At 71.5% G+C, this 11,785-nt stretch carries 15 protein-coding genes and 2 pseudogenes; 7 read left to right on the top strand and 10 right to left on the bottom strand.

Annotation, left to right across the window (positions count from 1 at the left end; genetic code table 11):
* The first annotated feature begins 310 nt into the window (after positions 1-310).
* Positions 311-748 carry a hypothetical protein gene (locus WDV86_RS01885; RefSeq protein WP_339565889.1) on the top strand — a complete coding sequence of 146 codons (438 nt, stop codon included), beginning with the start codon at positions 311-313 and terminating at the stop codon, positions 746-748.
* A 113-nt stretch (positions 749-861) separates the two neighbouring features.
* Complete coding sequence (locus WDV86_RS01880) at positions 862-1,254, top strand: hypothetical protein (protein WP_339565888.1); 393 nt, start codon at positions 862-864, stop codon at positions 1,252-1,254.
* 23 nt (positions 1,255-1,277) lie between these two features.
* On the opposite strand, the gene WDV86_RS01875 is transcribed toward WDV86_RS01880, so the two are convergent.
* Both WDV86_RS01875 and WDV86_RS01870 read right to left on the bottom strand, forming a co-directional pair.
* On the bottom strand, positions 1,278-1,460 hold the full coding sequence (locus tag WDV86_RS01875; protein WP_339565887.1) for a hypothetical protein: 183 nt from the start codon (positions 1,458-1,460) through the stop codon (positions 1,278-1,280).
* Positions 1,461-1,475: 15 nt separating this feature from the next.
* Positions 1,476-1,634 carry a hypothetical protein gene (locus WDV86_RS01870; protein ID WP_339565886.1) on the bottom strand — a complete coding sequence of 53 codons (159 nt, stop codon included), beginning with the start codon at positions 1,632-1,634 and terminating at the stop codon, positions 1,476-1,478.
* A 139-nt stretch (positions 1,635-1,773) separates the two neighbouring features.
* On the opposite strand from WDV86_RS01870, the pseudogene WDV86_RS16155 reads away from it, so the two are divergent.
* Positions 1,774-2,121 (top strand): annotated as a pseudogene (locus WDV86_RS16155) (mycothiol transferase); the annotation flags it as partial.
* A 69-nt stretch (positions 2,122-2,190) separates the two neighbouring features.
* Here WDV86_RS16155 and WDV86_RS16150 read toward each other — a convergent pair.
* The 6 genes and pseudogenes from WDV86_RS16150 to WDV86_RS01840 form a co-directional block, all read right to left on the bottom strand.
* Positions 2,191-2,460 (bottom strand): annotated as a pseudogene (locus WDV86_RS16150) (GNAT family N-acetyltransferase); the annotation flags it as partial.
* 172 nt (positions 2,461-2,632) lie between these two features.
* Positions 2,633-2,833, bottom strand: coding sequence for a hypothetical protein (locus tag WDV86_RS01860; RefSeq protein ID WP_339565884.1), 201 nt, complete (start codon positions 2,831-2,833; stop codon positions 2,633-2,635).
* Between the two features lie 130 nt (positions 2,834-2,963).
* The gene (locus tag WDV86_RS01855; RefSeq protein ID WP_339565883.1) at positions 2,964-3,497 is read right to left on the bottom strand and encodes a hypothetical protein; all 534 of its coding nucleotides are present in this window, start codon (positions 3,495-3,497) and stop codon (positions 2,964-2,966) included.
* A 92-nt stretch (positions 3,498-3,589) separates the two neighbouring features.
* Positions 3,590-3,973 (bottom strand): GNAT family N-acetyltransferase, encoded by a 384-nt coding sequence (locus WDV86_RS01850; protein WP_339565882.1) that lies wholly within the window; start codon positions 3,971-3,973, stop codon positions 3,590-3,592.
* A complete protein-coding gene (locus WDV86_RS01845; protein WP_339565881.1) occupies positions 3,970-4,731 on the bottom strand; it encodes an SAM-dependent methyltransferase in 762 nt (253 codons plus the stop codon). Before WDV86_RS01845 ends, WDV86_RS01850 begins: the two co-directional genes overlap by 4 nt.
* A 498-nt stretch (positions 4,732-5,229) precedes the next feature.
* On the bottom strand, positions 5,230-5,661 hold the full coding sequence (locus tag WDV86_RS01840; protein WP_339565880.1) for a dienelactone hydrolase family protein: 432 nt from the start codon (positions 5,659-5,661) through the stop codon (positions 5,230-5,232).
* Positions 5,662-6,670: 1,009 nt separating this feature from the next.
* Here WDV86_RS01840 and WDV86_RS01835 point away from each other — a divergent pair.
* Complete coding sequence (locus tag WDV86_RS01835; RefSeq protein ID WP_339565879.1) at positions 6,671-6,916, top strand: hypothetical protein; 246 nt, start codon at positions 6,671-6,673, stop codon at positions 6,914-6,916.
* Complete coding sequence (locus WDV86_RS01830) at positions 6,913-7,902, top strand: Clp protease N-terminal domain-containing protein (RefSeq protein WP_339565878.1); 990 nt, start codon at positions 6,913-6,915, stop codon at positions 7,900-7,902. The genes WDV86_RS01835 and WDV86_RS01830 overlap by 4 nt, the downstream gene beginning before the upstream one ends.
* Positions 7,903-7,977: 75 nt before the next feature.
* Here the strand turns inward: WDV86_RS01830 and WDV86_RS01825 are convergent, their stop codons facing one another.
* Positions 7,978-8,235 carry a hypothetical protein gene (locus tag WDV86_RS01825; protein WP_339565877.1) on the bottom strand — a complete coding sequence of 86 codons (258 nt, stop codon included), beginning with the start codon at positions 8,233-8,235 and terminating at the stop codon, positions 7,978-7,980.
* 254 nt (positions 8,236-8,489) lie between these two features.
* Here WDV86_RS01825 and WDV86_RS01820 point away from each other — a divergent pair, with 254 nt between their 5' ends.
* Together WDV86_RS01820 and WDV86_RS01815 are read left to right on the top strand one after the other, a co-directional pair.
* Positions 8,490-8,975, top strand: coding sequence for a GNAT family N-acetyltransferase (locus tag WDV86_RS01820; RefSeq protein WP_339565876.1), 486 nt, complete (start codon positions 8,490-8,492; stop codon positions 8,973-8,975).
* Positions 8,976-9,181: 206 nt separating this feature from the next.
* Positions 9,182-9,592 (top strand): DUF1428 family protein, encoded by a 411-nt coding sequence (locus WDV86_RS01815; protein WP_339565875.1) that lies wholly within the window; start codon positions 9,182-9,184, stop codon positions 9,590-9,592.
* Positions 9,593-10,539: 947 nt separating this feature from the next.
* Here the strand turns inward: WDV86_RS01815 and WDV86_RS01810 are convergent.
* Positions 10,540-11,406, bottom strand: coding sequence for an alpha/beta fold hydrolase (locus tag WDV86_RS01810; RefSeq protein WP_339565874.1), 867 nt, complete (start codon positions 11,404-11,406; stop codon positions 10,540-10,542).
* Between the last annotated feature and the right edge of the window lie 379 nt (positions 11,407-11,785).

Raw genomic sequence — 11,785 nt, 5'->3', positions numbered from 1 at the left:
ACCGACGCGCCGTCACCAACCTCCGTGGTCAGTACAACTAGTTGTGTCTGGGCGGACGCTCCGGGCTTCCCGGTTGAGGATCGACAGCGGGACGCTGTCCGGCCAGCGATCGACTGCGGGACGGCTCGGCTCCGGGGGAAGGTGCGTCGGCACCTGCCGGTCGGAGCGCGGCTGAGCGAGGCTGGAGACGGTAAGCACGTCGCCACCGACAGTGACTGGAAGGTGCCCGATGCACGCGACGCCACCCACGAGCGGCCGACGCCAGCAGTCCATCGCCTGGGCTCACGTCCCGGAGCCGGCCCGTACCCCTGTGTCTTGGACGCGAGTGCTGCTGGACTCCAGCACCCGCACCCAGGAGGCCTCGCGACCCGTCGGCGCCTGGGTCGTCGAGCGCAGCACGGTCGACCGGTACCTGCGCCTGCTGCTGTCCGAGCGACCGCTGCGCAGCTTCGACGTTCTCCAGGAGGAGGGCAGCGCGAGCATGCTCGTCGAGGTGTTCAGCGACCCGGCCAGCATGCGTAGTGAGCGCAGCGGGACACCGCTGACCGACACCAGTTGGGACTGGACCCTCGAGCAGGCCGGCGTGCTCCTGCCTGTGGGCCTACCGGGAGTGGCGGACGAGGACGTCTCCGTGCGCGTGCAGGGCGCCGGGACGGGCGAGCCGCCGGCGCTCGAACTTGCGGCCACGTCGATCGAGCCCTACCTCGACGGCCGTGAGGCGCTGCTGGCCGCTCATCTTTCCCGGTAGTCGATCATCTACGGGATGGACGTGGGGTCCTCGCCGGCGGGTGCGCACGCCGACGGCCTGACGACCCCGAGGACGTCCGGCGGGTCGGCCTCCCGGCGGGTGATGATGCTGCGGTGGGGACGAGTGCTGGGTCCGAGGTGCCGCGGTCGCTGACGCCTCGGGAGGAGGCCGTCCTCGTCGAGATGATCACCCGGGGCCGGCACCAGGACGACGACGTCGTCGTCACGGCCGCCGACCGGTCCCGCTGGCTGGCCCAGGTGCCAGGCACGCGCGCCGGGGCCCGCTGCGGGTGCGGGTCCTGCCCCTCGATCGAACTGACCGACGCCGCCGGTGAGACCCCCGACATGCAAGACGACCGGGTCGTCCTGGAGGCCGGCGCCACGGGGGCGCTGCTCCTGCTCTTCATCGACGACGACCGTCTCAGCTACCTCGAGCTCGCCCCCCTGAGCGACAAGACGTCGTTCCGCCACTTCCCTGACCCGCAGCGCCTCGACATGCGGACATGAGCATGAGCCGTGGACGGACCTGCTCAGCCAGCGTGCCCCTCGTCCCCGGTGTCGAAGAAGGCGTCGAGGCAGTCCCGCGGCGGGAGGTCGCTGCTGCGCACGAGGGAGAAGGCCTCGGCGCCGTCGCCGGGGGAGTCGAACAGCAGGTAGGCCTGCGCCAGGCCGACGTACTCGGTGGGGTCCGCGGGCGGGGTGCTCAGGGCCACGGCGTACTCGTGCGCCTACGCCTCAGCGCGCCCGATCGCCTCGACCATCGAGGAGGTCCGCCACAGCGTGATCCGCTCTTCGTACAGCGAGGTGCCGTCGAGCTCGGAACGGAAGACGCACCGCACCGTGCCCCAGCCAGATGACTCCGTGCCGCCTGGCCCCAACCCGCTCACAACCCCAGCATGAGGGACTACTGGCCGAAGCCCGACTGCGCACGAGTACATTCCAGATGGCGATCAGCTGCGGGACGAGCTGGAGGGGCCCGCCTGCTACCCGTTGGACGACCGAGCGTCCCCCGACGACTCTGAGCGCATGAGCGAGCCCGTGCAGCGCTGGACGGCAGCGAGCGTCTACCCCGACATGTGGGCCGACCCGGAGCACGACCCTCGCAACAACGTGGGGTCGAGCCCGGAGGGTGAGGTGGCGACGCTGCTCGACTACCTGGCCAACTACCGGATGACCCTGGCGATGAAGTGCGAGGGCCTGGACGCCGGGCAGCTCGCTCGACGGTCGGTGCCTCCGTCCTCGATGTCGTTGATCGGGCTCTTGCACCACCTCGCGGAGGTGGAGCGGGACTGGCGAGGGAAGTTCATGCCCGGAGATCCTCCGGCGAAGCTGTACGGACCCGGCGACGGTGACTTCCAGGGAGCCGCCGGCGACGCCTGGACGGAGCAGCCAGGAGACGACGACGGCGCCGGCTTCGGCGGCCAGGTGCTGCCCTTGGTGGCTGGTGGCGACGACCCATGCGAGATCAGCGCTGCCAGTGCCGTCCGGAGCCCGGCGGGTGGTCACTTGGACGGTGCCCACAAGCTGGGTGGAGCGCCGCTCGTGCAGCCTCCAGTTGAGCCAGCACTGCTGGCCGTCGGGGGAGTGGCCGACGACCTGGCGGGCGTAGCGGTCCCGCAGCTCGTCGGGGCCAGCGGGGCACCCGCCCGTGTAGCGGCGCAGGGCGGGGTCGGCGAAGGCGACGGCTGCCTCGTCGGCGTGCTCGAGGCGCAGTGGTTCGAGGAGGAGCCGAGGGGTCTGCAGCTCGGGCGTTGAGGGTCAGGCGGGGACATCCACTTGGTCAGCACGGCCGGGCCGCTCCCGGCCGCTCCGGTAGGCGATCGACAGCGGGAAGCTGTGCGGCCAGCGATCCTTTGCCGTCCGGCGTCTTGGAGCGGTTGCGACGTCAGCGAGGGCGGAAGCGGTCGTTCTCGAGCGCCTCGACGCGCGCACGAAGGTCGTCGAGGTCGGCGTCCAGCTGCGGGGAGACGGACGCACCCCGTCCGTATCGAGACGGCCGCTGGTCAACCGGGACGCCGTCCGCGTCGAGCTGGATGACCCCGAGCCAGCGTCGGATCGTCTGGTGCACCTGCGAGAGCTGAGCCATCACGCGACGGTAGTCGCCGGCTCTCGCCCTGGGCTTGGCGCCGTCCGCCAGGCGTCGCCTGGCCGCGTGCGACTCCGAAGACCGCTTGAGGAGCGGCTGCGGCACGGCGGTGCGGAAGGCTATGCGCTCGTCACGGTGCCTCGGGGCGCGCACCGTCCTCGCCGGCGTCGTCGTTGGGCGTGTCCTCGGACTCGGTCGGGGCGTACCCGGCTCCCGAGAGGGGCGCGTAAGCGACGAGCCGACGTCGGGGTCGAGGTGAGGGCCTGCGTAGGGGAGGGCTGTAGTCGTGCGCTTCCCACGGCGGCAGGGGGACCACGCCGCGGCCCGCGTCGAAGGTCCTCCACTCGCTGCCGGTGTCCTCGGCCGTCGCCAGGCCTTCTTGCCAGCTGGAGAGGGCGAAGCGGAACCAGCCCTCCTCGTCCGAGAGCTGCTCGCCCCATGCTCCGGAGGCGAGCTCGCCGATGCCCTCGCGGACCTTCAGCGCGGGCTCGAGGACGGCCACCTTCAGGGTCACGAGGCGTCCGCTGCCGTCACGTCCTTGGTAGGTGAAGGTGCGGTCGCGCACGTCGAGCTCGAGCGGCCGGCCGCCCTCGTCGGGCAGGAGGGCGTCGTGGGCGATGGCCGAGGCCAGGCGGCGGAAGCGCTGGTCGGCGTCGCTGTCCATGGGCTCATGGTCGATCTCGACTCGCTCGGGCGTCGAGAGGTGCTCACCCCGCGACCGGCCCAGTAGACGATGGTCTGTGGAGTCGGCAGCGGTCAGCTACGGCAGTCGTAGAAGCGCCGGGCACGGGTGTTGGGGGTGAAGACGTGCAGGCGCAGGCCCAGGGGCCGTCGCCGCTTGGCGTCGTCGACCAGGGCGCGCCCGACGCCGCGGCCCTGGTGGTCGGGGTCGACGTAGAGCTGGGAGAGCCAGTCGCCGTCGACGGCGGCGAAGCCCAGCAGCCGGTTTTCGTCGTGGGCGACGCGCACGTGCTGGTCGGCGACCAGGACGTGGTCCACCCACCAGCGGGTGGAGGCCTCGTCGTGCGGGCTGACCAGCCACGGCATCGCCTGGGTGCGGGAGCGCAGCAGCAGCGTGGTCAGCGCGTCGGCGTCGGCGGTGCCGGCGTCGCGCAGCGAGGGACCGGTGTCGGTCGTCACGGCCGCGTCTCCTGCAGGGGGGCGATGTCGTGCAGGACGAGCGTGGCGAACCCAAGGACGCGGCGGTACCCGGCCAGCCACTGCTGGCGGTGCTCGCGGGCCACCGAAAGGGCTTGTTCACGATCGGCAGCGGTGGGCGCTTCGCGCAGGGCCCAGTCGACCAGGGAGGCGGCCCAGGACCACTCGTAGTCGTCCCACTCCGCCACGGTGCTGACGTGCCCGAAGCCGGGCTCGAAGGACGCCTGCTCGACCTGGGTGAGCAGGCCGGGCAGGTCGGGGGCGTCGTCCGCCGCCGCCTCCAGGGCCGACAGGGCTGCAGGTGTCGGCGTGGTCTCCCAGAAGGTGTCGCCGAGGACGGCCTGCCCGCCGGGTCGCAGGTGCTGGCGCACCGCTGCCAGGGTGCCGGCGAGACCGTCGAAGGCGTGGCTGGCGCCCACGCACAGCACGACGTCGAAGAGCCCGCCGTCCCAACCGGTGGCGTCGGCCTGCTCCCAGCGCACACGGTCACCGACGCCGCTCTCCTGGGTGGCCTCGGCGAGAGTCTCGGGCAGGGCCAGGTCGATCCCGACGCCGGTCAGGTCCTCGCGGACGGTGAGGAACTCCAGCAGCCACACGCCGTAGCCACTGCCCAGGTCCAGCACCCGCCCGCCCGCCGGCGGCGCGAGCCATCCGAGCAGCTCGCGTAGGCGGTCCACTCCTACGGGTGCGGCCACGGGGTGGCGGCGATGAGCAATGTCGGCGAGAGTGGCGCGGTCCACGGCCGCTTCGTAGCAGCGCCGCACGGCCACGTCGCGCGACTTCCGCCACCGGCGCCCCGGGGCGGGACGCCGTCCAGCCGCCTGTGACACGACGGCTCGTGCACCGCCTGGTCGACGCTGGCGTGCACGCCACACGCAGCAGGGGCCGCCGGTCGACGTGGGCGCACGCCAGAGGGCATGTCGCACCACACCGAACCCGGCGGCCACCCGATGACAGGTACTTGGACACATGACACGGCGATGACAACTAGTTAGGAAAAGGCCAACGAGGACGGGTCCCCAGAGCGGTGTAGGAACTCGCTGAATTTGTCGTAGGCGCACCCGGCTGATCTGCGACGTCTCACCTCAGCCTGCCAGGGAGGGGATGCCGTCACAGGGCATCTTCTCCTCACCGGCGTCCCGCTGGCGACCACTGAGGCTCAGATGCGAGAGAGGACCGGGCCAGGGCTGGTCGACGGTCGGCATCCGGGAAGCTCGGGTCGGCTGTGTCGGGCGACGTCACATGCGGCTGAGCAGGTTGCGCGCGCGGGCGATCGCCGCCGCCGCGGCCGTGGGGTCGTAGGAGGGGAGGGTGCTGTCGACGAACAGGTGCTGGTCGCCGGGGTAGGTGAACACCTCGCCGGTGTCGGCGCCGGCGGTCGCGGCGAGGTCGCGAGCGGCGTCGAGGTCGCCCTCGAGGGCGAAGAACTGGTCTTGGTCCATGCCGTGCACCTGGACGGGCAGGCCTGTGGGCCATGCGCCGAAGTTGTCCTCTCCGAGGCGGTAGCACGCCTCGAAGAGGAGAGCTCCGCGTGCACCGGGGTGGGTCTGGGGGAGGCGCTGGGCATGGGTGACGCCCCACGAGATGCCGGCGTAGACGACGGGCCCGGAGAAGGTGCTTGCGAGGTCGTCGACCTGGCGCTCGACGGCTTCGGCGTCGAAGCTCTTCATTGTACGCGAAGCCGTCGTCGATGGTGGCAAAGGTACGGCCGTCGTAGAGGTCTGGCGTGGAGACGGTGTGCTCGGTCCCTGCCAGCTGGGCGGCGAAGGAGGGTACTCCAGGAGTCAGGCCCTGGATGTGGTGGAAGAGGACGACGTCGGTCATGTCCGCGTGGCTCCTGCCGCGAGAGTGCCGTGCTAGCCGCTGCCGACCCTAGAGCCGGCTCGGGGCAAGGGAGAGAAATTGCTTCACGAGCCGGTGATAGCCGACTTGTGAAGCGCCAACGTAGTGACCGGTTGAGGATCCCGAGTGGGACGGCCGCAAGGGAGCGGCGGCGCCGGCCTCGAGCGGCCGCGGCCGGGTCACCAGCGGAGTGCAGACCGGCCAGCCGTTCCCCAGGAACAGGCACCCATGCCGCGGCGCTCCCTGCCTCGAGCCGCCTCGCCGACGACGTCGACGGCCTCCAGGAGCGCCCCGGCTGTGACAGGCAATGTGGACAGTGACACGCAGGTGACGCGAGATCTGGGCACTGACACGTAGTCCTGGATCCAACAGCCGCGGTGGCGGCCCACAGCTGACACCCGGGGCAGGGCGCCACTCGGTTGCAGCAGCAGTTGTAGGAACTTGCTGAAGTTGTCGTAGGCGCCGCCGCCGGCTGACCTGCGACGTCTCACGGCCATGTCAGCGCCGGCGTCTCACGATCGTGTCGCGATCCTCAGCCGGGCCCCGCATCAACCTCGAGGGGAGGCGTCCGTTGCGGCGGGGTAGAGGGCAGCACTGCTGTCGGCAGCGTCGACGGCGTCCCGCATGAGGCGCCTGCGCGGGATCCCATCCGGACGGGTCAACTGGCGACGTCGCCGCGAGGTCGCGCCCTGCGGCCCCTGTGACCTGCACCGTCGCCGGTTGGGGGTCGGCAAGTGGGACGGACGGGTCGCGTCGAGTGCGACCAGACTCGAGGCAGGCTCGGCATGGCTAGCAACTGGGGTTGACGCCCCGGTAGCAGCAACCTAAGTTGACGGCGTGGATGCAGCCCAGCTCGCCGGCGAAGCGGCCGACACTGCCGACCACTCCAGAGGACTGCGAGCCGTGGCGGCCCTGAGGCGGCTGCTGGAGACGCTCGAGCTGCGCCAGGTAGAGACGGCTCTGAAGTCGGGGGCGTCGTGGTCGGAGATCGCCGCCGATCTCGGGGTCACCCGTCAGGCAGTCCACAAGAAGTACGCCAAGCGGTTGCGGGACATCACTGCCGAGCAGGGGGAGCTCTCATGACTGAGCAGGACCAGGGCCGAGACGGTGCGTGGCGACCTGGGCGACGCTCGTTGCTGCGCCAGTCGCGATACATCACCACGGCGGCGATGGAAGAGGTCGCCGAGCTCGGACACCCTGAGCTGGACGTCGACCACCTGCTCGTGGGGCTTCTGGTCACCGGCGGGCCGAGCGCGTCCTGCCTCGTGGCGGCGGGCGCCGATCTACCGTCGCTGCGCAAGGCCGTCCAGCGGCTGCAGGAGAGCGACGTTCAGGCCCTCGGGGTGCAGTTCACGGCGCCCCCCGCCGTGCCGGCGGCCTCGGCGGCTCGGGCGGTCGACGTGCCGTGGGGTAGTAGGGCGCTGGCGGTGATGCGCTCGGCCGACCAAGGCGAGGACGACCGGGCGCTGCTGCGCGCGCTGCTGGACGACGAGGGCCGCCGCGTCGAGCGGGTGCTGGCCGAGGCCGGCGTCGACATCGACGATCTGCGCGCTCGGCTGGCGAGCACGACGACTGCAAGAGCCCCGGAGCTGCCAATGGAGGTGGCGGCCGCGCTGGCTGCCTTGGAACCGGCGCGCTGGCGGACGTCGGCCTCGACGACGCACGAGGCGCCGGTGACCGCGGATGCGGTGTGGGCGCTCGTCGGTGATGTGCGGCGCCGCCCGGAGTGGGACTCCGCGGTCACGAGCCTGAGCGACGACGACGGGGTCCTGCGTCTGGTCTTCGACAGCGGCCGCAGAACTCGCTCGGTGCGGGTGCTGACCGAACGAACGGGGCCGCGCAGCGTGTTGTGGCGCGAGATGTGGCACGACGACGAGCACGTCACCGCGGTCCTGCACCTGGCCGTGGAGCCGGCAGGGACGGGCAGCCGGCTGCGCGTGGACACGGCCACGTCCCTGCGCACGCTCCACGGGAGGCTGCTGCGGCCGCTGGCCCGGTGGGCTGCCGGTAGCCGCGCGCGGTGGTTCGGCCAGTCCATCGCTCGAGCAGCGGCCCGAGACGACGCTTAGGGCGCCATCACCGCCGAAGACTGCGGCTCTGCCGATCCCGTCACGTCCGCATGACGATGGTCAGCGGGCGTCTGACTACAGCCCCAGGCTGCGGTCGACGGCGTCCTTGTCCCAGACCTCGATGGGGGAGAGGTGCTCGCGGGTGAAGGCGGCCGAGTCGGCGTCGTAGCCGTAGATGACGTCGTCGGGGTCGGAGGTGCTTGGCTCCCCGGTGCTGCCGATGTCCCAGGCGATGCGGCATGGACCGTCGTGCTCTGGCGGGGCGCCGCAGAGCAGCTCGCCCAGGATGTCGTGCAGGCGGTCGACCTGGTCCTGGGTCGCCAGAACGTCCATGACGATGCGGAAGGGCTTGCGCTCGTCATTCGCTGAGCGGCCCGATCGACCGAGGTCGCCGTCAGAGTCAGTAGGCACCTCCCCAGCATCCCGCTCCGGGTCAGGAAGGGCGGAAGAACGCACCCGAGCTGCCCCAGCAGACGATCCGTTGCGGGATGGCGGGGGGAGGGGCTGGAGATGCGCCATTCCCGGGCGTTACGGACGAGCTGGCAGGCGGCCCCGGACTCCGAGGGGTCGTGCAGCACGATGGACACGTGACCGAGACACGACCCGCACGAGCTGCTGATGCGGAGAACATGGCAGAGGTGCAGAACGCGATCTACCGCGCGGGCCTGCGGGCGAGTCCAGTCGACGTCGCGCTGATCCATGAGCGCTACCTCGACCCGGACTTCAGGGTCGCGTGCACCGTCGTCGAGCAGGAGGGGCGGGTCGTCGGCTTCCAGTCGCTCAAGCGGGCGTGGCCCGGGAACCCCTATGACGTACCGGAGGGCTGGGGGATCATCGGCACGCACATCCGCCCCGACGTGGGTCGTAGCGGACTGGGGCGCCGCCTGTTCGCCGCGTCTCTGGCAGCGGCGGAGGCCGCCGGGTTGAGGCACATCGACGCCAGCATTGGCGTCGACAACGCGCCTGCCCTGGCCTACTACTCGGCCATGGGCTTCGCGCCGTACCGCGAGGGCACTGACACCGTCCCGCACCGCTTCGACGTCTGGTCGCTGACGCCGAGGCGTCCTCGATGAGCCACCTCCTCTGGCACGGACCGTCGCGCTGGCGTCGCCGGGTCGCAGCTTCGCCGGCAGGCGGTCGGCAGCTGGGACAGGCGCCGGATGCCGTGGTGAGTTCCGGCGACATCGGCGGTCATCCACGCTAGGACGGGCGCCCAGTAGAGGGACAGCACTCGTGACCGACCGGGGTGAGTCAAAGCGTGCGACGACAGGAGCCTGAGATGACCTTTGCCGACATCACCGTCGTGCCGGTCGCCGAGTCCCGGAAGGAGGACTACCTAGCGTTCTCGAGGCGGATGGCTGAGGTCTACCGCGACCACGGGGCCACCCGCGTCATCGACTACTGGCAGGCGGGCACCGCTGCCGATCCGAAGGACTTCCACGCCGACGAGACGTCGTACGACCCCGGCGCCCTGCAGGCCATCGCCGACATCGCCGGCACTGCGCCGTCGGAGTCGGTCGTGGTCACGGTGATGGAGTGGCCATCACGCGAGAGCCGAGACCGTGGCACCGCGGCAGCCACCAGAGACCCGCGTGTCACCGCCACGCTGGACGAAGCCCCCGTCTTCGACGGACGACGCGTTGTTGGGGACAGCTTCGAGGTGGCGATGGATGTGCACGACGAGAACTAGTCGTGCCCGGTCCCGGCCACGGGCGACCGTGGACCGCGCATCCCTCCTCGGGCGGGCCAGTTGAGCATCCTCTGCGGTCGCCCAGTATGGGGGGCCGCTTCAGCAGAACACCTGCACGTCGAGCCGGCGCTGGTCCCCTGATCGCCAGAGGCTGGCGCCGTACGTACGGCCCGCGGCGTCGGCCGCGGTCGCCGCGCTCACGCCAGGCACCTCGAAGGCACCGGACACCGCCGACCAGCAGGCGGCCGCCTCGTCCGGACTCCACCACGTGACGGCATCACCGTCAGGACCGTGGCACGCGACGGCATCCCCGCGGCGCACCCGCCGCGACACCGCGCGGGCGTCGAGCCACCGCGGCCGTCCCCGTTCCCAGCGACGGCCGTCGCCGTCCCACAGCTCGTCACCCCGGACGACGTCACGCAGCTCTTCCACCTCGTCATGATGGCCGGAGGACTGCGGCTGACGACCTGTCAGCGAGGCGTCACCAGATGAGGACCGTGTCCGGTGCGGGTCATCCAGCCCGATGACGGCGACCGCTCGACGGCGCTCCCGACGACGCCGCGTCGGTGCTTACGATGGTCGAGATGGCGGTGAGACATGACCAGCAGGCTCAGCCTTCGACCGCGGGGGGGTGGTGGGACAGACCCACGGGAAGCGGAGTCATCGGCGGGGCAGTCGGCGGGGTAGGGGCCGTGGTCCTCCATGGCGTCCTGGACCAGCTGCTTCCCGGAGGAGGTCTGCTCTCCTACCTCTTGGCCGTGGTCGGGGCGTTGGTTCTGGTCGCCGTCGTGTCGCTGGTCCTGCGCCGGCCTTGGCGGGGGTCTTGTCCGGAAGACTGCCGGTAGTCGATCGACAGCGGGACGCTTTTCGGCCGGCGACCGACAGCGGGTCCTTCGGTGCCTTCACCGCGGACGTCGTCGATTGGCTGCGGGTGCGCCGGTAGGCCCTCAGGCGAAGAAGTTCCGCAGCGTGGAGGCGACGAATTCGGGGCGGCTACCGCGGCCGGTGTTCCAGGGACCGGAGTGGGACAGGCCCTCCAGCTCGACGTGCTCGGCGCGGGGCAGGACGTCGAGCAGTGTCCGGACGGCTCGGCGCAGGAAGGCGGGGCTCTTGGTCCCGCTGAGGAGGAGTACCGGCTGCGCCACGGCGGCGAGGGTGGCCATCTTCCCGTCCATGTCGGCGACCGCGGTGAAGTCGTAGCGGTTACCGGGCAGGAGCCGGCGCAGTGTCATGTGCGCCGGTCCGGGCGCGTGGGCGTCGGCGGTGAGGACGACGGCGGCCAGGACCCGCAGCAGCGGCCGGGGGAGCACCCGGACGGGGGCCGGGGCTGTCCCGGCGGCGAGCAGCGAGGTGATCAGCGCGGAGGGCAGGTCGCCGCGGGCGATCTCGTCGTGGACCTGGGCGATGAGGTCCCTGTTGATGCCCTCGGGGTAGAACGGCGGCTCGTACACCGCGACCTGGCTGATCCGGGGGAGCGTGCGGGCGGCTTCCAGGGTGATGACCGCCCCGGAGCTGAGCCCGAAGACGCGGATGGCGCCGGTGCCGGCCAGGACGGCGTCGAGGTCCTCGACGTCGCGGGCGATGTGGTGGCTGCTGTCCCAGGGTCGTGGGCTGCTGGCGCGTCCTCGGCGGTCGACGCTGAGCACGGTGAAGTGCGGCGCCAGGGCGGTGGCGAGCTGGCTGTAGTGCTCGGCGGTGCCCATGGCGCCCTGCACCAGGACCAGTCCGGGTCCTTCGCCTTGGCGCAGGTATCCGATGCGGGTGCCGTCGCGTGAGGTGACGTGCTCGTGGGTGGGCGGGTCTTCCGTGGTCACAGGGGCAGCCGATCTGTCGAGGACGGGTGAGCGGGTCCTGCGGTCACGGGCCGGACCGGTCCGGGGCCCGAGCAGTGCAGTCGACGTCCCCGGACGCCGTCGGACGGGGGTAGGGAGACCGCTGACAGCCGCCGCGGACCCGGATGCGCGTGAGCACGAGTCTGGGCCCAGTGGTCGAGCGGCGCGCAGAGCGACCCGGTGACCGATCGGTCCGCCGAGCGTGTGGGGAACCACCCCACGACGCCCGCGGCCTTCGAGGTGCGTGACGCCCCGGCTTGCCCCGTGGTCTGCCGCGAGGACGTCCCGGGGCGCACGGCCGCGATGTGCCCTGCTGCCGGTAGGGCGCAACTCGATCGCCGGTGCCCTGCTGTCACGGCCT

The sequence above is a fragment of the Pseudokineococcus sp. 1T1Z-3 genome (genome assembly GCF_037482365.1).
In the GTDB taxonomy this organism is placed as follows: Bacteria; Actinomycetota; Actinomycetes; order Actinomycetales; family Quadrisphaeraceae; genus Pseudokineococcus.
Note: the sequence above shows the minus strand (reverse complement) of the source record. Positions and strands in the feature narration are given on the sequence as shown.